This window comes from Paenibacillus sp. FSL R5-0473, assembly GCF_038004565.1.
Lineage (GTDB): Bacteria > Bacillota > Bacilli > Paenibacillales > Paenibacillaceae > Paenibacillus > Paenibacillus amylolyticus.
In genome coordinates, this window is the sequence record NZ_JBBORL010000001.1 from 5,481,411 (window position 1) to 5,502,518 (window position 21,108).

Annotated in this window: 20 protein-coding genes and 1 pseudogene; 7 read left to right on the top strand and 14 right to left on the bottom strand. The window is 43.3% G+C overall.

Annotated features, from left to right (window positions below; all coding sequences use genetic code 11):
- Positions 1-72 precede the first annotated feature (72 nt).
- From MKY28_RS24010 to MKY28_RS24025, 4 genes are all read right to left on the bottom strand, one after another.
- Positions 73-840: a response regulator transcription factor gene (locus MKY28_RS24010; protein WP_047840401.1), complete on the bottom strand. Its 768-nt coding sequence runs from the start codon at positions 838-840 to the stop codon at positions 73-75.
- 5 nt (positions 841-845) lie between these two features.
- Positions 846-2,669: a cache domain-containing sensor histidine kinase gene (locus tag MKY28_RS24015; RefSeq protein ID WP_047840402.1), complete on the bottom strand. Its 1,824-nt coding sequence runs from the start codon at positions 2,667-2,669 to the stop codon at positions 846-848.
- Between the two features lie 243 nt (positions 2,670-2,912).
- The gene (locus MKY28_RS24020; protein WP_340937226.1) at positions 2,913-3,101 is read right to left on the bottom strand and encodes an aspartyl-phosphate phosphatase Spo0E family protein; all 189 of its coding nucleotides are present in this window, start codon (positions 3,099-3,101) and stop codon (positions 2,913-2,915) included.
- Positions 3,102-3,292: 191 nt separating this feature from the next.
- Complete coding sequence (locus tag MKY28_RS24025) at positions 3,293-3,562, bottom strand: hypothetical protein (protein ID WP_340937227.1); 270 nt, start codon at positions 3,560-3,562, stop codon at positions 3,293-3,295.
- Positions 3,563-3,976: 414 nt separating this feature from the next.
- Here MKY28_RS24025 and MKY28_RS24030 point away from each other — a divergent pair, with 414 nt between their 5' ends.
- The 3 genes from MKY28_RS24030 to MKY28_RS24040 all read left to right on the top strand — a co-directional run bounded on the left by MKY28_RS24030 (position 3,977) and on the right by MKY28_RS24040 (position 6,152).
- On the top strand, positions 3,977-4,762 hold the full coding sequence (locus MKY28_RS24030; RefSeq protein ID WP_340937228.1) for a hypothetical protein: 786 nt from the start codon (positions 3,977-3,979) through the stop codon (positions 4,760-4,762).
- Between the two features lie 174 nt (positions 4,763-4,936).
- Positions 4,937-5,305 carry a PadR family transcriptional regulator gene (locus MKY28_RS24035; RefSeq protein WP_445670908.1) on the top strand — a complete coding sequence of 123 codons (369 nt, stop codon included), beginning with the start codon at positions 4,937-4,939 and terminating at the stop codon, positions 5,303-5,305.
- On the top strand, positions 5,271-6,152 hold the full coding sequence (locus MKY28_RS24040) for a permease prefix domain 1-containing protein (RefSeq protein WP_237177547.1): 882 nt from the start codon (positions 5,271-5,273) through the stop codon (positions 6,150-6,152). Before MKY28_RS24035 ends, MKY28_RS24040 begins: the two co-directional genes overlap by 35 nt.
- Before the next feature lie 18 nt (positions 6,153-6,170).
- On the opposite strand, the gene MKY28_RS24045 is transcribed toward MKY28_RS24040, so the two are convergent.
- From MKY28_RS24045 to MKY28_RS24060, 4 genes are all read right to left on the bottom strand, one after another.
- The gene (locus MKY28_RS24045) at positions 6,171-6,344 is read right to left on the bottom strand and encodes an aspartyl-phosphate phosphatase Spo0E family protein (protein WP_340937232.1); all 174 of its coding nucleotides are present in this window, start codon (positions 6,342-6,344) and stop codon (positions 6,171-6,173) included.
- Positions 6,345-6,547: 203 nt separating this feature from the next.
- Positions 6,548-7,540, bottom strand: coding sequence for a hypothetical protein (locus MKY28_RS24050; RefSeq protein WP_340937234.1), 993 nt, complete (start codon positions 7,538-7,540; stop codon positions 6,548-6,550).
- Positions 7,533-7,883: a helix-turn-helix transcriptional regulator gene (locus MKY28_RS24055; protein WP_340937236.1), complete on the bottom strand. Its 351-nt coding sequence runs from the start codon at positions 7,881-7,883 to the stop codon at positions 7,533-7,535. The genes MKY28_RS24050 and MKY28_RS24055 overlap by 8 nt, the downstream gene beginning before the upstream one ends.
- A gap of 256 nt (positions 7,884-8,139) precedes the next feature.
- Positions 8,140-9,525 carry a transcriptional regulator gene (locus MKY28_RS24060; RefSeq protein WP_340937237.1) on the bottom strand — a complete coding sequence of 462 codons (1,386 nt, stop codon included), beginning with the start codon at positions 9,523-9,525 and terminating at the stop codon, positions 8,140-8,142.
- Between the two features lie 264 nt (positions 9,526-9,789).
- Here MKY28_RS24060 and MKY28_RS24065 point away from each other — a divergent pair, with 264 nt between their 5' ends.
- Positions 9,790-10,914 (top strand): LLM class flavin-dependent oxidoreductase, encoded by a 1,125-nt coding sequence (locus MKY28_RS24065; RefSeq protein ID WP_340937238.1) that lies wholly within the window; start codon positions 9,790-9,792, stop codon positions 10,912-10,914.
- Between the two features lie 94 nt (positions 10,915-11,008).
- On the opposite strand, the gene MKY28_RS24070 is transcribed toward MKY28_RS24065, so the two are convergent.
- Positions 11,009-11,593, bottom strand: coding sequence for a TetR/AcrR family transcriptional regulator (locus MKY28_RS24070; protein ID WP_340937239.1), 585 nt, complete (start codon positions 11,591-11,593; stop codon positions 11,009-11,011).
- A 281-nt stretch (positions 11,594-11,874) separates the two neighbouring features.
- Here MKY28_RS24070 and MKY28_RS24075 point away from each other — a divergent pair, with 281 nt between their 5' ends.
- On the top strand, positions 11,875-13,089 hold the full coding sequence (locus MKY28_RS24075; RefSeq protein WP_340937240.1) for an MFS transporter: 1,215 nt from the start codon (positions 11,875-11,877) through the stop codon (positions 13,087-13,089).
- Between the two features lie 112 nt (positions 13,090-13,201).
- On the opposite strand, the gene MKY28_RS24080 is transcribed toward MKY28_RS24075, so the two are convergent.
- Both MKY28_RS24080 and MKY28_RS24085 read right to left on the bottom strand, forming a co-directional pair.
- A complete protein-coding gene (locus MKY28_RS24080; protein ID WP_127548030.1) occupies positions 13,202-13,612 on the bottom strand; it encodes a DUF2000 family protein in 411 nt (136 codons plus the stop codon).
- Positions 13,609-14,172, bottom strand: coding sequence for a hypothetical protein (locus MKY28_RS24085; RefSeq protein WP_036673091.1), 564 nt, complete (start codon positions 14,170-14,172; stop codon positions 13,609-13,611). The genes MKY28_RS24080 and MKY28_RS24085 overlap by 4 nt, the downstream gene beginning before the upstream one ends.
- A 217-nt stretch (positions 14,173-14,389) precedes the next feature.
- Here MKY28_RS24085 and MKY28_RS24090 point away from each other — a divergent pair, with 217 nt between their 5' ends.
- Both MKY28_RS24090 and MKY28_RS24095 read left to right on the top strand, forming a co-directional pair.
- Positions 14,390-15,631, top strand: a complete 1,242-nt coding sequence (locus MKY28_RS24090) for an ATP-grasp domain-containing protein (RefSeq protein WP_340937242.1) — start codon at positions 14,390-14,392, stop codon at positions 15,629-15,631.
- A gap of 66 nt (positions 15,632-15,697) precedes the next feature.
- Positions 15,698-16,981 carry an MFS transporter gene (locus MKY28_RS24095; RefSeq protein WP_076253919.1) on the top strand — a complete coding sequence of 428 codons (1,284 nt, stop codon included), beginning with the start codon at positions 15,698-15,700 and terminating at the stop codon, positions 16,979-16,981.
- Positions 16,982-17,022: 41 nt separating this feature from the next.
- Here MKY28_RS24095 and MKY28_RS24100 read toward each other — a convergent pair.
- The 3 genes and pseudogenes from MKY28_RS24100 to MKY28_RS24110 all read right to left on the bottom strand — a co-directional run.
- Positions 17,023-17,145: pseudogene (locus MKY28_RS24100) on the bottom strand (alkene reductase); the annotation flags it as partial.
- Positions 17,146-17,529: 384 nt separating this feature from the next.
- Positions 17,530-19,596 (bottom strand): methyl-accepting chemotaxis protein, encoded by a 2,067-nt coding sequence (locus MKY28_RS24105; RefSeq protein WP_340937244.1) that lies wholly within the window; start codon positions 19,594-19,596, stop codon positions 17,530-17,532.
- 230 nt (positions 19,597-19,826) lie between these two features.
- Positions 19,827-20,933 (bottom strand): Leu/Phe/Val dehydrogenase, encoded by a 1,107-nt coding sequence (locus tag MKY28_RS24110; RefSeq protein ID WP_338707587.1) that lies wholly within the window; start codon positions 20,931-20,933, stop codon positions 19,827-19,829.
- Between the last annotated feature and the right edge of the window lie 175 nt (positions 20,934-21,108).

Here is a 21,108-nt window from a genome sequence, read left to right on the forward strand (position 1 = left end):
ATGTGCAACCAAAGTATAACGAAAGCATCGTTCCCCCTTAAATCACGTCAACTACAGAAATGGTATGGTTTTTCAAGAGATACTGAATCGGTCTCGATATTCTCCCGCGGTCCATCCCACCTGCTGCTTGAACACCAACATGAAGTGTTTGGGGCTCTGATGCCCGGATAACCGTGCCACATCATAGATTTTGAGACCCGTGTTGATCAGCAACCACTTGGCCCGCTCCATACGTGCCTCTGTGATGTATTCGGAATAATTGATGCCTATTTCATTCTTGAACAATTGGCTTAAATAAGTAGGGTTCAAGTTAACAAGATCGGCTATCGTCTGAAGTCGCAGATCTCCATCGGGATGTTGCTTGATGTGCTCCTTCACATCTCGGATAATCTTCCGTGTATCTCCAGCAGCTTGTTCTGTTTTCCCAGATGGCTCAGGGATAGAAAGGGTTGAAATACCGTATCTGCGATCCAGTAGCAATTGAATCTTTTGTATGCATAATGCCAGTTCATAACGATCGATTGGCTTCAACAGGTAGTTCAACACCCCGAACTCCATCGCTCTGCGTGCATATTCAAACTCGCCGTAGCCGCTAATGATGAGCATTAGCAATTCAGGGTACATGTCTCTTGCTTTGCTTACCAAAGTTAGTCCGTCCATTTCACGCATGCGGATATCCGTGATTAACACATCCGGCACCTCACATCTCAGAAAATCCAGCGCCTCGGTACCGCTCGATGCTTCGCCCGTTACCTGAAACTGAGAAGACACTTGTACGATCAGTTCCCTCAGTCCCTGACGGATGACCGTCTCATCCTCTACAAGCAATACTTTATACATGCACTTCAATCCCCTTTCGGTAGAAGTTGAATGGATATCGTGACCACCAGTCCCTGCCCGGGACTTCCATCAATGCTTAGGCTGCCGCCTTCTCCATACATGATGCGAAGCCTTTGGGCGATATTGTTAAGCCCCAGACTGTCCCCGGCATGGCAACGTAATGCCTCATTGGAAGGTTGTTTTGATATGGATTCATTTAACTCGTCAATCTTTGCCTGAGTCATACCCTTACCGTTGTCTCGTACACTAATCAGCAGCTCATGGTCGAATTTCAAGGCAGATACCCAGATTACTCCTCCATTTTCCTGCCCTTCAATGCCATGGTAGACTGCATTCTCCACCAGCGGTTGCAGTACCAGCTTGGGAATCAAATACTCGGTTATTGCTTCTTCGATGTCATAGATAATCTCTAACTTGCCGTTGTAACGGACCTGCTGAATGCGTACATAGGATTGTACAAAAGCAAGTTCTTCTCCAAGTGGAACCATCCGGTCCACCTTATCAATCGTATAACGCAGCAGCTTGCCAAGCGCCGTCACCATGTCCGATACCTCAGCATGCTTCTGGCGAATGGCCATCATGTTAATGGACTCCAGCGTGTTGTATATAAAATGGGGATTCATCTGGCTTTGTAACGCTGACAACTCGGCCTCCCGCTCTTGAATACCCAGCAGAAACACCTCATTGAACAGTCGATGAATCTCTTCCATCATTCGGTTAAAGCCCCGGCTAATCTGTCCGAATTCATCACTGCTGAAGTATGATACACGCTGGCTAAAATCTCCCTGCTCCACCCGAATCATGTGGTGCTTCAGTCGAATCAGTGGCCGGGTGATACGATAGGATAACAGAACCGCCAGAATCGCTATACCCGCCATACATAACACTGCGAACCATATTGTAAAGGTGAGCATCTCACCCGACTCCTTTTGAATCACAGCAATAGGTGTAAGACTGATCACCGAAAGCCCGGAATAGCTGGAATGGTGTTGTACATAGAGATAGAGTTGCCCATCCAGAATAACTTTTTGGTTTCCTGCATAGCTTTGAAGCTGTCCCTGCATTAGCAACTGGTCGTACGCAGACATTCCTCCGATTGAGGTCCGTTCGAACAGCAGACGCTGCTTGCTGTCTACAATCATCAGACTTGCATCTTGCTCATAATTCAGATTGGATAACAGTTGACCGAAAGCCTCCAGACGAATGTCAATCAAAATGTAACCCAATCGCTGGAGCGTTCCCGGATCTCGAAGCACTCTGCACACCGATATATACGATTCTTGCTGACCGCCCGTGTAATAGCCGGGTTGATGCGGAGGAAGCAGACGCCATGTCCCTTCCGAGTCTTCAAGCTCTGCAAACCATTCATCCTGCCTACTGTCCCATACCGGCTTGACCGCCAGTGAATCGAGATTGGAGAACAAAATACCGCTGTTGCTGATCAGATGAATTCCCCGAATCTCGGGCCGGTCATAAGCTTGACCCGATGTGTAAAGCTTCATTTTCAGATAATCCTCAGACCTCGCCCATGTTCCCGACCCCATTGAAGCGTTGTATTTGCCCAGAATGCCAAGCACCATCTGATCGTAAAGCGGCAAGAGCGACAACCGCTCATAGTCCTTCAGCAGCCGATTCAGATTGGCGTTAATCTGGCGAACCATATCAATGGTGAATTGCTCGGTCTTGCGATCCATCGTCTGCGAGAAATGCTTGTAGTTCATCAATCCCTGCAAACTTAGCGGCAGCAACGTCAGCGCCAGGAACAACAGGAGCAACTTGGTGCGCAGGTTTACATTTTTTCCGAAAAAAATGCGTACCTTGTCCATCATTTCCGTTCATCCCTCCCTCTCCCGATCATTGTATGAGCCCCCTTCACAGATCAATCTGGATATAACTGGGGTCATCATATCCAGTTTTAATGATCATCCGCTATCCTGCCAATCCTGGAATTGGTACGGAATTTCAAGTTATACGCATAGGTTTCAGGGTGAACGCAAAAAAAGCCGACTGTATCGCTACAGTCGACTACGCTATTTCTATAGAACACTAATTAGACCAAAAAACCGACTGCATTATGCAATCGGTTGTCTGTTCCTGAGTTGGCTTTTATATTTGAATCGATAATATTCATTAATAAGCTCGTCTAGTACCATGGACTGTCGGAGGACTTTGTTGTCCTGCATGCCATGATTCTCCGCCAAACGACTCAACTCTTGCCTGTTCCGTTCGATTTTATCTGTGATCTGTATCGGTTCACTCACAGCATGCACCCCCTCTTTGTATAACATTTTAGGATACATTGCCAAAAAATTCATATTATATTCCTTTGCAGAATAAAATGTTTATTTACAAAAGTTTTCAAAGAAATTCAACCTTTTTCATACTTATATGTTGAACTAAAGATTAAATTGTAAATAAGAAAAAAAGTATTCGGGACCCGAATACTTTTTACTTATTTACTTCGTAATGAATTTGCTAAATACAACATTAACATCCCTACAAATATCAATAATATTCCTTCAATTTTATACGACCAAATCTCTGAGTTTATAAAACTACCAAAGATATCAGAGGTATCAGACTTTACATTTTGGTATTCTGCAAGAACCAACATAGCTTTGCTCATACCCCAATCAGTACTTTGAGCAATAAACTGAAATCCAATAACAAATAATACAAATGAACAGATAAGGGCTACTAAGGAAATCATTTTACTTTTCAAATTTAAATTCTCCTTTGATAATACAATATTGGAAATGGGAACTTCAAAACTCAATTAAAGTTAAATATCATCTCAGTCTATTTCATGTTACGTATAATCTCAACAGATTCTATTTTCCACGTGATATTATTGCCAATCATCCTAAAAATTAGAGCGCCCGATTTGATAGCAAATATGCCAAAATCACCTCTCTAATTATTTTTTTACATTATTATCACTATTTTCATTAAAATAACAAAAATAATATTATGCAAATAAACTTATCATCAAAACAGGAGGTGTTATTATCTAAAATTATTCTTCAAACAAGGCAAAATCATCATATAAGACTTAATTAAGTCTATCTAGTTCTAGCCTAAATTAACTTGAGGAATATTTAATCTGACTAAAAAACTAAAGGAGATGCTAATCAAAATGATAAGAAAACTGTTAATCCCTTTATTGTCTTTAACCGTTACTCTTGGAGGCGTTTTTTATTCTCCCCCTACCGTTAAGGCATCCGATAATCCGGAAGTAGCTGCTAAATTAGTTGTACAAAAATTTTTCGATACTATGTCTGAAGGGAATTTCGCTGAAGCTACAGAGTTAGTTGTAGACTTGAGATACCCAAGTAAAGAGAAACAAATCGCAAAATACGAACACTACAATTCTGTAAGTGACTTTGAATCGATGAAAATCATTGATGCACATACAGAGAATGAATCGACAGTTGTTGTAACATTTCAGGGTAACGTTTCGGGAGTTGAATCCAAAAACGAACTATATGTTAAAGAGTCTGAAGATGAATGGAAATTGATTTTAGGTGATGATGATCCCGCTACTGTAGCGGCCTTAAATGTACCAGAATTCAGTACACATGCTATGGTTGATTACTATTCTTTTACTGGTTTTAATTATGGAAGAGCTCACTATACCATTAACTCTTTTTCTACACAGGGTAATGCTGTAAGTCTCATAGGTTGGCAATATGCTAGCAGTGATTACCATGCAGATGTTTCTTATCAAGTCGCTCAAGATTCTTTTATCGGATGGAAAACATTCGGAAATGCTTCTTCTGTTTACGGTAACTATACATCCGCTGCAGGTGATCGTTTCACAATTTCTTTAACAGGTGTTCCCAAAGGAAATGATTATCACATTCGCATTGTGAATTGGGCACCAGTATCCGTTGATGGTGCAGGGAATGTTTATACTAATTAGAATTCATTAATCTAAATTGCCCACTCGGCACCTTTATTTCTAGCAAAGGTTACGAGCAGGGCTTTTTTATGCTTTCGTTAAGAATAGATACAACTTTATAAAAGATATAATTCTTGACCTTGAATTATTTTCAAATATATGTTAATTTATCTACATAGAAATACATAGTAGGTGGTGTATGAGTTGAAGAATGAGATGATTAAAGGATATATCGATGGCATTGTGCTCTCCATCCTGAGTCAAAAAGATGCATACGGTTATGAAATATCTCAACACATTAATCAAGTAACCGATGGGGCATTTCTGCTCAAGGAAGGTACGCTGTATCCTGCATTAAAGAGGCTGGAAGCCAATACTTACATTGAAGGCTACTGGGGTGATCAAGAAGGTGGGCCTAGACGAAAATATTACAGGATAACAGATGAAGGCCAACTTCGACTTGAAGCGATCAAAACCTCATGGGAACAAAATACACATATCATCAATATTTTCTTAGGAGGAACGACGAATGGACATTCAATCTTATTTAGACCAAGTGTTTAAGAGAACCTTTTTATCCAAGCGAGAGCGCGATGAATTGGCTGAAGAAATGGCTACTCATTTACACTCTTCCAAAGAGCATCATATCAATGAGGGATGCACTGAAGAACAAGCCACCACAAAAGCTATAGCGTCCTTTGGCGATCCGATCAGCATAAGAACTAAACTGACTCAAGAGACTTATGGTCTATCAAGTAAACTGATCCTACAGTTTATAACCATGAGCTTGATCCTGTATTTAAGCTCCCTGTTCACAGGAGTAGCTCTTCATTATTATGATGTTCATAACAGAGTGGTCGAACTTTTCCCAATAGCCTTCATTACACTATGTGCCTTGAGCAGTGCTTTGCTGCTAACTCGCAAAAACATTGATCGTTGGTGTCTATTGTCCGTTCCCATTTTATTTGGATTAGGATATTTGCAGGCATATCTGGGTCTTTTCAAAAATATGTTTGGTGCCCTCGATTCATTTACGCTTTTTGAGAATTTATTTTTCAGCGGCGCTTATGACTTTTCAGGGCGCAGTAGCTTCATGCTTATTGGTGGTCTGATCCTAGCTATTCAAACACTCATTTTGTTTGTTATCAGCAAAAATATCTACATCTCTTTGACGCCCTTTGCCTTCTCTATTTTGTATACAGTTTCTCATATGGTCATTTTCGGATCATATTATCTGTTCTTTGGGGATCATTTTAGTTCATCTATCACCAATGGATACAATGTTTTTGCCGCCGGTAACATTCAACGCCTCTCAGATATCGGTGTGAAATTAGGTATGTGTCTTGTATTGTTTTTCACTTTAAGTTCATTGAAGAAGCTGATCTTTAAATCTAAGCTTCAAGCTGGATGAGTTGGAATGACATATTATTTACTTTTTCAGGTTCATTCTAAAGGAATATCGATTATATTCATTAATCAGCTCATCCAACGCCATCGATTGCTCAAGCACTTTCACATTCGGGATTCCATATTGATCTACCAAGCGACTCAACTCTTGCCGACCTTGCTCGATTTGGTCTTTCAAGATACTTAGTTCTCTCATGGCTGTACCCCTCTAGGACATTCTAGAAAAACATTTAATGTGAGTTTGCTATTAGTTTCGCTAATGACTATAAGTGCTTTTTAGAACATAATACGTTTTGCATAATATTGTAAAAATAAAACTTTAGAAAAGGCATTGCTCTCTGCCTAATCCTTTTTCAAAACACAAAACAGCCTACCTCAGAAGCAGATAGGCTGTTTGTTTTATTTAATATTTATCGTCTTTAATAATTGTGAATACGTCTCTTGCTGAGACAAACTAGCTTGCTGTCTGTAAGTTCCGTATAAATCAACGCATTTTACTGTCATGTGATCGTCTTGGTTCAATGTTGAAAGAGATAAGTTATAAAGTATTATATCTATACCGTTTTGGTAATCTTGTCGATTGCATTTATACTTTGCAAGTTCATAATTAAACAACATATATCTATGAGTCATTATCCGTGAATTGCACCCTTCATCTAAATAAAATCGTTTGATTTTGTTCTCATATTTTTCTAAATCAAACTCAATTTTAAGGGATTGTTCATTAGCAACTTCAATAATATTAATAAAAGCAGTTAACGTTTCCTCAGAGTAAAGTTCCAGGTAATTAAGATACTCAAGAATGAACTCTTGATTTCCAGACATTAGATTAATTGTTATGCGATTTCCTTGAGCCCATCTCTTAAATTTGGCGATCATAACCCCTTCTTCTTCTGATGGTTCAGGAATATCAACTACTCTCTCATAGATATCTGTATATTTTAAAGCCATTGCATATTCTTTACGTGCTTCAAACACACTTGCCTTTAGCAGGCTTGCATAAGCTTTGTAAGTAATTAAAGGATAAACCGTAATACGTTTAGTCTTTCCTCGCGACCTAAAACTTAATAGAGCATCAGATTTTCTTTCTAATTCTTCTGCCAATGAATAAACTTTTCCCCATAAGTGCATTGTACTATATACATTAGCCAATTCCTTGATCGCATCCAACTGTACCTCTTCATTCAGCTTCTCTACATAAATCTCTAAACGAATGGCTGCATTAAGATTATCAAATTTTTTTAAGCTTATACTAATCAGAAATATACGAAATTGGCACATAGCCAAACGTTCAGAGTGCTGATATTTTTCGCATTCAGACACACATTCATACAGTATAAGTGCTGCTTGCTTCATTCCTTTGTTATACAAATCTTCAGCTACTTCAAACAACTATATATGAATGATCATCTGTCACATGAGTAATGACTTGTTGAATACAATCCAGCTTGTTAAGTTTGGCACACTCATATAGATATGGTTCTAATCGTCTCCAGTGAGGTGCAGATTCAATGAAGGATTCTACTCCGTAACTTTCATAAAAGTAACCTTTTTCCAATCCCATGCCTGAAGTGATCTGATCCAGTTGGTTCATAGACATTTGTCTGCTGCCTTTAAGAATGGCACTCAACGTTCCAACGTTAACACCAGTAATATCAGAGAATTGTTGCAATTTAAATCCATGTTCCCTCATGTGATTCTCAATATATGCACGTATCGTAGGTGCAAGTTTCAATTCTCCCACCTCCATCAACCAAATGGAATTAAATATTCAATAATTTATAATAATTGTAATTCTAATCTTGTGTGTTACATTGGTCAATCTCCGCATAACAAAAAACTCACCCCCAATTCCGGAAGTAAGTTTATAGTAATCAACAAATTTCTGATTTAATAACTACAGACCGCCGCCTCCATGCACATGGAATAATGCTTGAATAGGTGACACATCATCGAGAGTAACCAATTGACTAACGTTAATAACAATAAAGCTAAGCAAGATTAAATGCAGGATTTTCTTTTTTATCATAATATCTCTGGACCTCCATCATTATTAATTTATACTGATGCTCAATTTCAGCATTTGCGATATTTCTATATTTCTCATATAACGCTACACAATGGATAATATCTGTTTGATTTTTTATTTTGACGGCTTCCCTCAAACAATGCATCAGCTGCTTTAGACCTTCTGGATATTCACAACGATTGAGATGGTAGATGGTCCGTTCAAGTAAAAACGTGATGTACATATCTAATTCCACCTGTTCAGTATATCCCTTTAACCGCGTAACTTCTGAAGTAATCTGGTCGCTGAACTTGTAGATGATATCATCAATATTATGATCAAATTTATTAGCTGCCTCTAAAATATTTATCATTGCGGGCAGCAATTCCATTTTATTTTGCTCTATATAATTCACGTAAGTCGGCAAAATACCTTGATCTCCCATCATTAACTTATACAGATAGGTATTTGCTTCCGTCCAGCCCTTGAATTTATCAATATATATCTGATCTTCTTCATCAGGTTCAGCAACTTTTGTTAGACTGGCGTAGAGCTCTGTATATTGTAGAGCTTCTTCGTAGCGTCCTTGTCTCTCACATGCGGAAGACTTCAGCAAATTTGAATATGCTCTATATACAAACAAAGGATATGCCGTTATCCGATCACTTTTATCCGTTTTTTTCTTTGTGTAGGATTGCAAAATTTTAGTTTTCTGCTCCAGGTCTTCGGCCAAGTCAAATACCTTGTCCCAGTATCTTAGAGCCAAGTATGTATTCGCCAGGTCTTTAATAGCATCCAACTGCCGTTCCTCATCCAACCGATTAATATACGGTTCAAAATGTACGGCTGCACGCAGATTCTCATGCTGGTCCTGACCGAGAGATAACGTGAAGATGCGATACTGGCACAGAGCCAGACGTTCCGAATGTTGGTATTTCTCACACTCCGCCACACATTCGTACAACATCCGTGCAGCCTTCGTCTGTCCACGTTCAAGCATGCCTTCCGCCATCTCAAACAACTCCGAGATATACGAGCGATCATCCGTCACTTCCTGGATAACCTTATGAATACATTCCAGCTTGTCCAATTCAGCACAGCGTTGCAGGAAAGGTTCCAGTCTCCTCCAATGAGGTGCCGATTCCACGAAACATTCAGCCCCATAAATCTCATAGAAATACCCCTCTTCCAGCTTCATACCTTGGGTAATCAGATCCAGTTGCGCCATAGCGATGGGCCGAGTCCCCTTAATAATTGCGCTAAGCGTTCCAGCGTTAACTCCCGATATATCGGCAAAATACTGCAGGGTGTACCCCTGTTTCCTGATGTAGTCCTCAATATATGAGCGTATCGTAGTTGTAGGTTCCATGTATCCCACCTCCACAATGAAAATCCATAATTTTGAATTTATATGATAAGCACAATTTTAATCCTAAATTTTACAGCGGTCAATAAAAATCGTGGCAATTCCCTTCACATTTATGCAAGGAGGCCTCGCTGTTCCTGCTTATAGAAAAAATCCATTAGAAGAATCCGTGAGAACGTGATACATTTAATTCAACTTACATATCCTACTATTTCAATAGGATTATACGACACAGAAATTATCAATTCAGTTCGAGGAGAAGGTCAGATGAAATTTGCCTTGTTTAGTCTCATGATGAATCTGCCTAATGCCGTAACCGGGGAAGCTCTGACGACTCAGCAGAAATTCCACAATATAATAGAGCAGGCAAAGCTGGCTGAACGACTGGGTTTCGATGCCTATGGAATCGGTGAACGACACGGTGCGCCTTTTCTATCTTCCTCGCCACCTGTCGTATTAACCGCAATAGCCGCAGCAACCACACGCATTCGGTTACTAACCACCGTCACTGTTCTTAGTATACTTGATCCAGTCCGGGTTGCCGAGGATTATGCCACGTTGGATCAATTATCGGGCGGACGGCTGGAGATGATCATCGGGAAAGGCAATGACCCTCGGCACTATCCGCTGTTTGGCATACGCGAAGAGGAACAATGGGACTCACTCGATGAACGCTATCATTTGCTAAGACGGCTGTGGTCTGAAGAGAATGTAACCTGGCAGGGAACGTATCGCCCTCCGCTTGAGGGAGTGACCACGTGGCCCAGGCCGCTTCAGCAATCCATCCCGATCTGGCATGGTAGCGCGTCCAGCATGGTCTCGACGGAACTCGCTGCCAAATATGGCGAGCCGCTCTTTACGTCGAATTCTTTCCATCCGCAAGCCAAATACAAAGCTTTAATTGATCATTATCGGGAACGCCTCAATTATTATGGTCATGATCCGCAGCAAGCAGTGATTGGCTCTGGTGCCGGCAGTCTCTATCTTGCGGATACGGGCGAAGAAGCCATTCGTCGTTATAAGCCATATTATGAAGCGTTCCATGCCACCGCCGCCGCACAGCATAACCAGTCGCCCTTCACCGATCTGGAGGATAACATTGCACGAGGTCCTGCGTTAATTGGCAGTCCGGAACAGGTCATTGAGAAAATTCTGGACTATCATGCCGCTTACGGACATCAGGTGCTGAGTATCAGCGTAGATGGACTGACGCATAGCGAGCAACTGGAGCAAGTGGAGCGTTTTGCCAAGGAAGTTGCCCCTATATTACGCCGCGAGCTGCCCAGTTCGGTATGGAATGAACCCCCGGTGTTAACCCAGCACTCATCCTTCCTTTCCTCTAATGTTACAGATTCGTGGCCCACAGCCATCTCACCTATATTCCAGGTCTAACAATCTCCCACGTACAATATACATGTGCTCCTTCCAGGGTGATTCCTACGAATCGCCCTCTTCCCTCTTCCTCCCACTTGTATCGTGGCTATCCCTATTTCTTCTTGGACTGAATGCCTTCCAACAATGAACGGAGCATCAGATCTACAAACGCATCATCCATCGCTTCCCCCGTCACTAACATACGATAGAACACCGGTCCATAGATCAGATCAATGTATAATCCAATGTCCGTCCCACTCTTTAATTCGCCGCGCTCCACACCCTTCTCCAGAATTCCCCGAGCTTCACGTCGACGTGGTTGGATGTACCTTGTACGGTATTCTTCGGCAAGCCCTGCATCCGACTGCCCTTCCCCTATAATCTGTGTAATCACTTTTCCTTCCCGACTGGTCAAAAAACGAACCAGATTACTCGCATGTATGCGTATATCCTCCAATACCGAGCCTGTATCCGGCACTGGCAATCTTGCCGTTGCCGCAGACATATATCCGTCCATGATGACAGCGCCTTTATTCGGCCACCATTTGTAGATAGTGGCTTTGCTCACCTGTGCACGTTCAGCAATCTTCTCGATTGTAACCGCCCCGAATCCCTGCTCCAACAACAACTCATACGATGCTGTAAGAATGGCATTCTGGGTTTCCATGTTACGTGGACGTCCTCTTTTGGCAGTCATCTTGAGCCCTCCTGGTTGTATAAAATATATTTAATCATCATTATTTTTCATAAAAACGATACGTTCATTATACTAAACTGCCATGAGTACACACAATTCCATCCTACGCTCACCTTTTCATCCACATTAACTTTCTCATTAAAATATGTAGAGCCTATTTACAATACTATACGTTTAGTTTATTATATATTTGTAATTAGTGAACACACCGTTTAGTAATTAACGTTTTTAAATATCACCTGTTTATTGGGAATACCAATTTAGAACTGTGGAGGATGATTATGATGGATATGAGACAACAAGTGAAGAAGGCACCTGTACCCACCTGGATTATTTTTTTGCTGGCATCCGCTTGTGGATTGATCGTGGCAAATCTGTATTATGCTCAGACCGTTATCGGTCCGATCAGCATGACAACGGGTCTGTCTTCTGCCGCTGCCGGATTGATCGTAACGTTGACTCAGATTGGTTATGTCATTGGTCTGCTGTTTATCGTGCCGCTCAGTGACATTACCGAGAATCGACGCCTGGTCGTTCTTTTCCTTATCGTACTGGTTGTTGCCCTGATTGCTGCGGCTTTCTCGCCCACTGCTGTTGTATTTCTGACTGCCTCTCTGTTCATTGGGATAGGTTCTGTGGTCGCTCAAATTCTGGTGCCCTATGCGACATATCTTACTTCCGAGGAACAGCGCGGACGGGTTGTTGGCAATGTAATGAGTGGTCTGTTGCTGGGCATCATGCTGGCTCGTCCTGTCGCAAGCTTTATCACCAGCCTCTTCGGATGGCAGACGATTTTTGTATTCTCCGCCATTGTCATAACACTTCTCATGTTGCTCCTATCACGTGCTCTTCCTGCTCGCCAACCTGAACCCACCTTGAAATACGGGCAATTAATCGTGTCCTTGGGCACACTGTTCAGAACGATGCCGCTGCTGCGCCGCCGGGCGTTCTATCAGGCCAGCCTGTTTGGTGCTTTCAGCTTGTTCTGGACTACGGTTCCGCTCAGGCTCGCTAACGATTTTGACATGTCACAGCAAGGCATTGCCTGGTTCGCACTGGCTGGTGTCGGAGGTGCTATTGCCGCTCCTATTGCCGGGAGACTGGCTGATCGCGGACTAACACGTATTCTGACGGGTGCTGCCATGGTGATCGCTGCTGCTTCGTTTGGTCTTGCTTATGCGTTCCAGAGTCACTCCACGTTAGCACTGATACTGCTTGTGATCGTCGCGATCACACTGGATATGGCTGTCTCGGGAAATCTGGTGCTGGGTCAACGCATTATCTACTCCTTAGGAAGTGAAGCGAGAGGACGTGTGAATGGCATATTCATGTCGATCTTTTTTGTCGGCGGTGCGATTGGTTCATCTCTTGGAAGCTGGTCTTATGCTAACGGAGGCTGGAGTCTCACAACGCTGATTGGCCTGATTATGCCGTTGCTCGCTTTGGTGTATTACTTTACGGAAAAGAAAGCTGCCGTTGCCAGCAAACATCTATAAGTGCGTGTTCAAAAAGGGCGGTTTTCAGTACCGAGAACAACCTCTATAACAATTCTTTCATATATAAAGAAGGGCAGAGTGATCTCTAAAGATCCGCTTCTGCCCTTTTCCCTTATTTCATGACACTGAATTTTTTGGTCGCTGCCCTAACTTGATCATCCTCGCCCCATACAATGACACCTACCACTTTGGTAGCTTCCAATTCCATCGAAGCAATCTCAACTGCATATTGTTCAAAGGCATTGTTGAGCGACTGACCTGTCTGTGAAAAAACAACATGGCTCAGTCCCCCGCTGTCATCTGAGCAGAGTTTGGCCAAATTGATCAGTTGATTCTCCCCGGCCTTCAGAATGACAGTGCTATATCGGATGCCCGCATGCTGAACGCCGCTATGATCCAGCACAGGTTGATCAGAATATAACTCCGGCTCATTCAGGGCTGCTTGTCCCATTAACAGAGCAGCCACATTTGCGGCGGCGCCAGGTTCCAGATTTTTATCCAATATAATAGCAATTCTTTTCATATGACTGTATTCACCCTCTGTGTATTTTGTGTAAAACATACCCATGGCATATTGATTCCCTCACGCAATACTTTGTATGTCACAAGCCCGTAATGATCAGCGCATAGCTGATTCGTGAGCGCAATGGACTTCTCCGTGTTGTGCATGACCTTCCTGCAAGCTTCAGGGTTGGACGATACGGTGCTGTTCTCTCTATAGGTTGTATCAAGTTCAGATAACAAGTATGTGGTTGCTGGATGATGATAGATAATATCGATCTGATCGGGACATACCGCATGGAAGCCGGATAGAACCAGCGCAGGAATTTTCTCCACAAAGCTCTCAGACACCGCTAGTTCAGAATCCATGATGAAGCTGTTGAGCTTAGGATACGCCCCGGGGACAAGCAAGCAGGATATGATCCCTGATCTCAAGTCTTCCGCAGCCGCTTCAAATTCAGGGTATGGCTTGATACGTTCCGAGTTGCCTAGCTTTTTCGCGATATGCATGCTACAAGTCAGGAATCCTTCATCGTCTCCCAGCGTTCCCAGTATGGCATATTTCTCTTTAACGATCTCCATTTATTTCTATTTCCTCCTTTTTATTTCTAATCCGCTAAAGATCGTATACCAAAAATTTCCTATTGTCAATTAACACTTTAACGCAACATAAATATGTATTTTGGTTCATATTTTTAACCAAAAGGTGTATTCAAAATGGAAAATATTGAGCTATAATGTTATGAAATGAATTTTTACTATTTTTAGTATGTTGTTGAAAGGGGCTATACGAGAACGTATGAAAACCATTGTATACATATCTGATTTTAGGCTTCCAACTGGATTAAACTTCGTTAAACCTTTGCAGAAATTGGCGGATCACAAGAAAATTCTGATTATTGAACGGCATAATTTGCATCATGATGAGGTCCTCAGGGACTTCTTTGATGAAATTAGATATGTCGATCATCTGGAGTCCGTAGATGCCATACGCGAGCATATGGTGCAGATCCGAGAATCCCATTCCATCTCTGCTTTGTTAACGCCGGGTGAGAATGCGATTGAGATCGGTGGTCAGCTCCGTTCTGAGTTCGGGATCCCCGGTATGCAGCGCAATCAGGCTGAGGCTGTTCGCAACAAATGGATCATGAAACAAATGCTGCATCAACGCGGAATTCGGACATCCGAAATTGCAATTGCTCTACATGAACAGGACTATATTCGTTTCACTGCTGTACACGGGTTTCCGATTATTGTGAAGCCACTCAGCGGATATGGAAGTATCAATACGTTCAAATTATCCAGCATGGATGAACTGGTACATTATCTACACCATACAAGACAAGCACAGCAAAGGGATTTGCTGGAGGAATTCATCCACGGTACGGAGTTTCATTGTGATTCCATTGTGTCCAAGGGCAAAGTTGTATTTGCATCTGTTTCCCAATACCTGTATAACTGCCTGGATATTGCGACGAAGCAGAAACCTCCAGCCAGTATTACGTTCCCTGAAGGCACGGAAGCTGATTTTATCCATCACATCAAAGAACTCAATGAACAGGTCATTGCTGCCTTGGGTATCAATCAATCCGTAACACATGCCGAACTTTTTCTGACTCCGGAAGGAGAAGTGGTGTTTGGAGAAATTGGTGCAAGAATCGGGGGATCACATGTTATGCCTCCTTGTATCAAGAACACCCATGGCGTTGATTTCTTCGAAGCCGTCACTGATCTGGAAGTTGGAATATATGAATTCAATCAACAGGAGACGAGCCATAAATTCACAGGCATGATCTGCTTCCCTTCACGCGCAGGGGTAATTCAACACATATCCGGGATAGAGGATTATGCGGATATCCCTGGCATCATTGAGTTTAATGTATCCTATCAAGTGGGGCAGCGCGCCGGGGACGTCAACGATACCATGACCCGATCAGGCTATGCTATCGTGGAGGGTGATTCGTTCGAGGAATTGCGTCAAACCCTGCTGGATATGTACGATCGTTTCAAGATTGAAGTAACGGTTGCTGAAACCGTATAAGATGTACGGATGATCCTCACTGTTTTTGGTCTGGAGTGACGGTTATCTTGGGGAGGGCTGGAATTATTGTCGTTATTCAAAACGTACGCGGGTCTGAGCCGCGATATCTATTATCTCTGTTTAGCCAGAACGATTAACAGCACGGGAGATTTTGTATTCTCCCTGATTACCTTGGTGCTTACGTTGCAGATGGGTATGAATGTGGTCAGTGCAGGGATCTTTGTGTCCATGGCAGCCCTGATTAGCGGACCCGGTGTACTGCTCGGCGGCTATTTAAGCGATCTTATGGGCAAAAAAACAATTATTGTCATCGGGCAACTGTTGTCTGCCATCCTGATTATAAGCTGCTCTTTTTGGTCAGGCACCATTACCGTTGGTTATCTACTGATTGCAGTCATGTTTTTCATCAGTATTACCCGGCCTGCTTATAATGCACTGATTATTCAACTGTGTACGGAGGAGAAAGAGCGAAAGTCCGCCTTTTCCCTCATGTATCTGGGGGCCAATCTGGGTATAGCCATCGGACCACTGATCGCCGGTTTTTTTATCAAGGACCACGTCAACATTGTCTTTATAAGTATCGGTACCGTGTTTCTGATATCTACCTTTATCATCATCAACCAAGTTAAGATCGGCACACGCAAGGAATTGGCATCAACAAACAGCGAACATGCTGGACAACAAGAACAACAACGATCGAGCCAACCACCTTCGCCGTTATTCAGACTACTGCTGAAAAATCCACTTGTTGCCTTCTTCATCGTTGTGTCATTTCTTAACTATTTTATCTATATGCAATACTCATTTAGCCTCCCACTCCAGATGAATCACTCATTTGGCGAGAACGGAGCAGCATATTACGGCTCTGTCATGACCATCAATGCCATTAGCGTCATTATTCTTACCACCGTGATCCTGTCCGCTACACGCAAATTAACTGCCCTAAACTCCATAGCCACAGGCGCACTCTTTTATGGAATCGGATTTGGAGCCTTGAACCTGCTCGGAACCTTCCCCCATTTTTCCATCGTCGCCTTATCCACGGTGCTGTGGACCATTGGAGAGATTCTCGTGCAGACCAATATCAATCTGTATATTGCTTCGCGTGTACCCGATACACATCAGGGCCGGTTTAATGGCTTGCTGTTATTCGTAGGTTGCCTGGGTTATACACTTAGCCCATATTTGACGGGCATTTTCATCAAAAGCATGGACATGGAAAGTGTATGGATCATTATTCTGGCTGTCAGTCTGTTCTATGCGTTGTCTATGATTATTCTCTGGCATATCGAAAAAAGCTCAACAAGAAGAAACGAAATGAAACCGCTGGATCACTCAAAGAATATCTGAACCTCAGGGCAGCCTGTTCTGCCCTTTTTTCCACTTTATTTTCACACCAAAACAGGCAAATGTGCATTCGCATTATACTCGACCAATTGCTGACCCGCATGCAGTCTCTGTACCAGATCTGGATTGGCGATAAACGGTCTGCCGAACGCAGCCAGATCTATGCTATGCCCAAGCCTCGTACACCTCTCCCTCAACTGTTGCATCTCATTGATCACTAAATGGACTAGAGCACATTGATCGAGAGCATAAAAAAAAAGGGATGTCCTATAAGTCATGAATATGACAGGGGACATCCCTTGTTCGTGTTATTTTGTTTTAATGAACCTGAGACACGCTATTCGCTCCCATTTGCCCAGATCTGAGATCTAACGAATCACAGAGACGTTATTTCGTCGATTCACTCGATTTTCTAGGTTTTGACAACGTTTTTTGACGAAATAGCATTACTGAGATTCTTTAAATCTTGCAAGCGTTGATGATCCGCCTTTTAAGGTGCGGTAGGTTCGTTAGCGCTTGGAGCGAGGCGGAATTCATTTTGAGACAGCCCCTTACTCCACCTTGAATCGCGCAGCCGATTCGGCCAGCTTTTGCGTCAATTGATCGATCGTATCCACCATGTTGGCCAACTGCTGTACTGTTGAAGATTGCTCCATCATGGTTGCTGTTACCTCTTCAACCGAAGCGGATACCTGCTCTCCTGAAGCCGACAAACTATGGGCAGACTCCAGTACGTCATCCTTGTTCTGTAACATCTCCTGCATCTGTCCTGCCATCGTAGCGATCTGTTGATTAATGACCGTTACCTTCTCCAAAATCAAATCAAATGCCTGACGAGTCTGCAAGACAAGCTCATCCTGTCTGGACGAGATGGTGTGAATTTCGGCAACACTTTGGTTGTTCTCGGCGACATCGGCCAGATTCTGCTCGATAATGCTGGAGATTTCCTTGGATTGGCGGGAGCTCTGCTCTGCCAGGTTGCGGATCTCTTCGGCCACAACCGCAAATCCTCTGCCATGCTCACCTGCCCTTGATGCTTCAATTGAAGCATTCAATGCAAGCAGATTGGTCTGCTTCGCAATCTGGCTGATGGCTTCCGTGATCTGACTAATACTGCCCGAACTGGTTTGAAGTTTGACGGTAATCTCCGAGATTTTCTCCACTTCCCGTTCGTTCACCTCGTTGATACGCATCAGTTCATTCACGACTTCATTCCCATTGTGGAATACCGTTTCGATCTCATCTGCTCTTGCCTTCACATCCTGTGCACTGCTGTTCATGGCAGCCACTTTATCGCCAAAGCTGTTGAATTTGCCTGCAATCTGCTCGGTATCTTCCGATTGGGCCTCCATGGCTTTGGCAATCCCCATGGACGTTGCCGATGTCTCATCAATGGATCTTGCCGTCTGTCTGGATGTCTCCTCCAACTCCTGAGTGCTGGCCTGAAGGACATGAATCGAACTATTCATATCGGTAATAAGGTTCCTGTTCTGCTCCACCATACCATTGAAGCTCTCCGCCAGATCCTTGAATTCGCTGTTATACTTGCCATTGGCCTTAACGGTCAGATTGCCTTGAGCAAGCTGTTGGAACAGACCGCTCAGACGTATGATAGGTCTTGTAATACTGCGAGAAATCAGCAATCCCACACCAATAGCCAGAGCAATCCCGATCAATATCACGATAACCATCTGGCGCTGCATATCCTCTATCGGACGCTTGATATCGTCATAATCGTCAATAATGAGCACAGAGAGATCTGCACCCGGAATCTGATTAATACGATAGTAGGTATCTTCTCGATCCATCGAAGTGATTTTCACTTTGTCGGTGGCTCTAGCCTCGATAATTCCCATCGCGTCCTTATCTTCTTCCAGCGTTTGTCCCACAACGGAAGGGTCCAGTGAATCATACATAATGATGCCGCTCCGACTCAGTACTTCAACTCTGCCTTGACCATTGATTTTAATGTCTCCGAGTTGCCCCAGGAAGAAGCTGCTGTCCACCGACATAGCAAGCACACCCAGGTTATTCCCCTCTTCATCGGTGATAGGCTCCGAGAATACAATAATGAGCTTCTTGCCAGTCTTAGAGACGACCGCGTCACTGATGAAGGATTTCCCCTGTATGGACTCCTTGAAATACTCCCGATCTCCCCGTGACTGACCAATGACTTCTGGCATGGTACCTGCCACCATGATTCCTTCCTTGTCAAATACGAACAGGTCTGGCTTGCTTCCTTCCGTTTCCGATATACTGTTGGTCAAGATCGTATTGGCCTTATTGAAATACGGGTTCTCATCCGATAAAAATTCTTCATCCGTCATGTCAGTTGTATTACGCAGCTCCAAGAGTTCCTTGAAGGTATTATGTACGGATATCGCATGACTCAATTGTTGTTGAAGCTGCATAGCTGTCCAAAGCCCTTCCCCAAGGCGGTCAGCCATAACATTCATTTCATCCTTGCTTTTCTTGACCACAACATCAGATGAAATCATATAACTTGTGGTTGTTGCACCAAGCAGAACCAACACAACCAATACACTGATCATGAAAGGTAGCTTGATTTTAAGCGACATATTTTTGATCTTATGTCCTACACCTTTTCTTTTCCCCATTTCCTTCTCCCCACTTCCCTGAACCATCTGCATCTGAACGATGTACATACATTATCGGAAAAATCCATAATAAAATTGATCAATTAGGGAGATATTGCCACTGTTTTTCTTTTTTTGAAATTCTGATAGCAACATAAAAAAATGGCCTGTCAGATCGACTATCCATCTTGGGAATGGATGTTGCCGTTATCTAACAGACCGTTTTAAGTTTTTTTATGAATCTATTAAGTTTACTTGCGCAATCTCCGGGAACTCAATGAGTGATGACCATTCTGCAAGAATGTACTGCGCGTATTCTTCATCTGTTCAATCCGTCGCTCAGCCAGACGATCTGCGGCAACATAGGTTGCGATGCCCTCGGTACGTGAGCTTTCGAATATTTTCTCCAGAGTGGAATAGATCTCTCCGATCTTGCTCCACGCCCGATCCGCGTTATAACCGTTCAACTCATCCGCAATGTTAATTACGCCACCTGCATTGATAACATAGTCAGGCGCATATACGATGCCCATATCATACAGCTGATCCCCATGACGGGTCTCCAACAGCTGATTATTGGCACAGCCCGCTACAACCTTTGCCTTGAGCGTTTTGAGCGTATCGTCATTAATCGTGCCGCCCAGTGCACATGGTGCATATATATCACATTCCACACTCGTGATGTCTGCGGGATCAACTGCTGTTGCGCCGAAGCGGTCCACAGCCTGTTTCACCGAGTCCTTATGGATATCCGTAACGATCAGATGTGCACCTTCCTCATACAGATATTTGCACAGATGCATCGCCACATTGCCGACACCTTGGACCGCTATCGTTTTACCCTCCAGCAGATCGGTACCAAATGCTTCTTTGGCCGCTGCCTTGATCCCCCGATATACACCCCAAGCCGTTGCAGGCGATGGGTTACCGGATGAACCATAACTCGCGGAGATGCCTGTCACATAATCGGTTTCCTGATAGATCAGGTTCATGTCCTCTTCCGTTGTTCCCACATCTTCGGCAGTGATATAACGTCCGTTCAATCCTTGAATATATCGTCCAAACGCCCGAAACATCGCTTCGTTTTTGTCGCGCCGCGGATCTCCGATGATAACGGTTTTGCCACCGCCCAGATTCAGGCCAGATACCGCATTCTTATATGTCATACCACGGGCAAGGCGCAGGGCATCTTCAATGGCTGCTTCTTCTGAAGCGTAAGTCCACATCCGTGTGCCTCCCAGCGCAGGGCCGAGTGTTGTGTCGTGTATGGCGATAATTGCTTTTAACCCTGAATTTCGATCCTGGCACAGAACCAGTTCCTCATAATCGTGATCCTCCATTGCTTCAAACCAACTCATGTGCTAACCGTCTCCTCCAACCATTTTTGCGATCCAATCGCATTGTTCTCTATTCATTGACCATCCTCTATTGTACCCATGAATACCCAGTTTGTGCAAAATCACATCGCAATGTCAGAGAAGCATCGATCGATGTTTCTCATATGGCGGGAGCAAAGCTGTCGAATTTCAGATT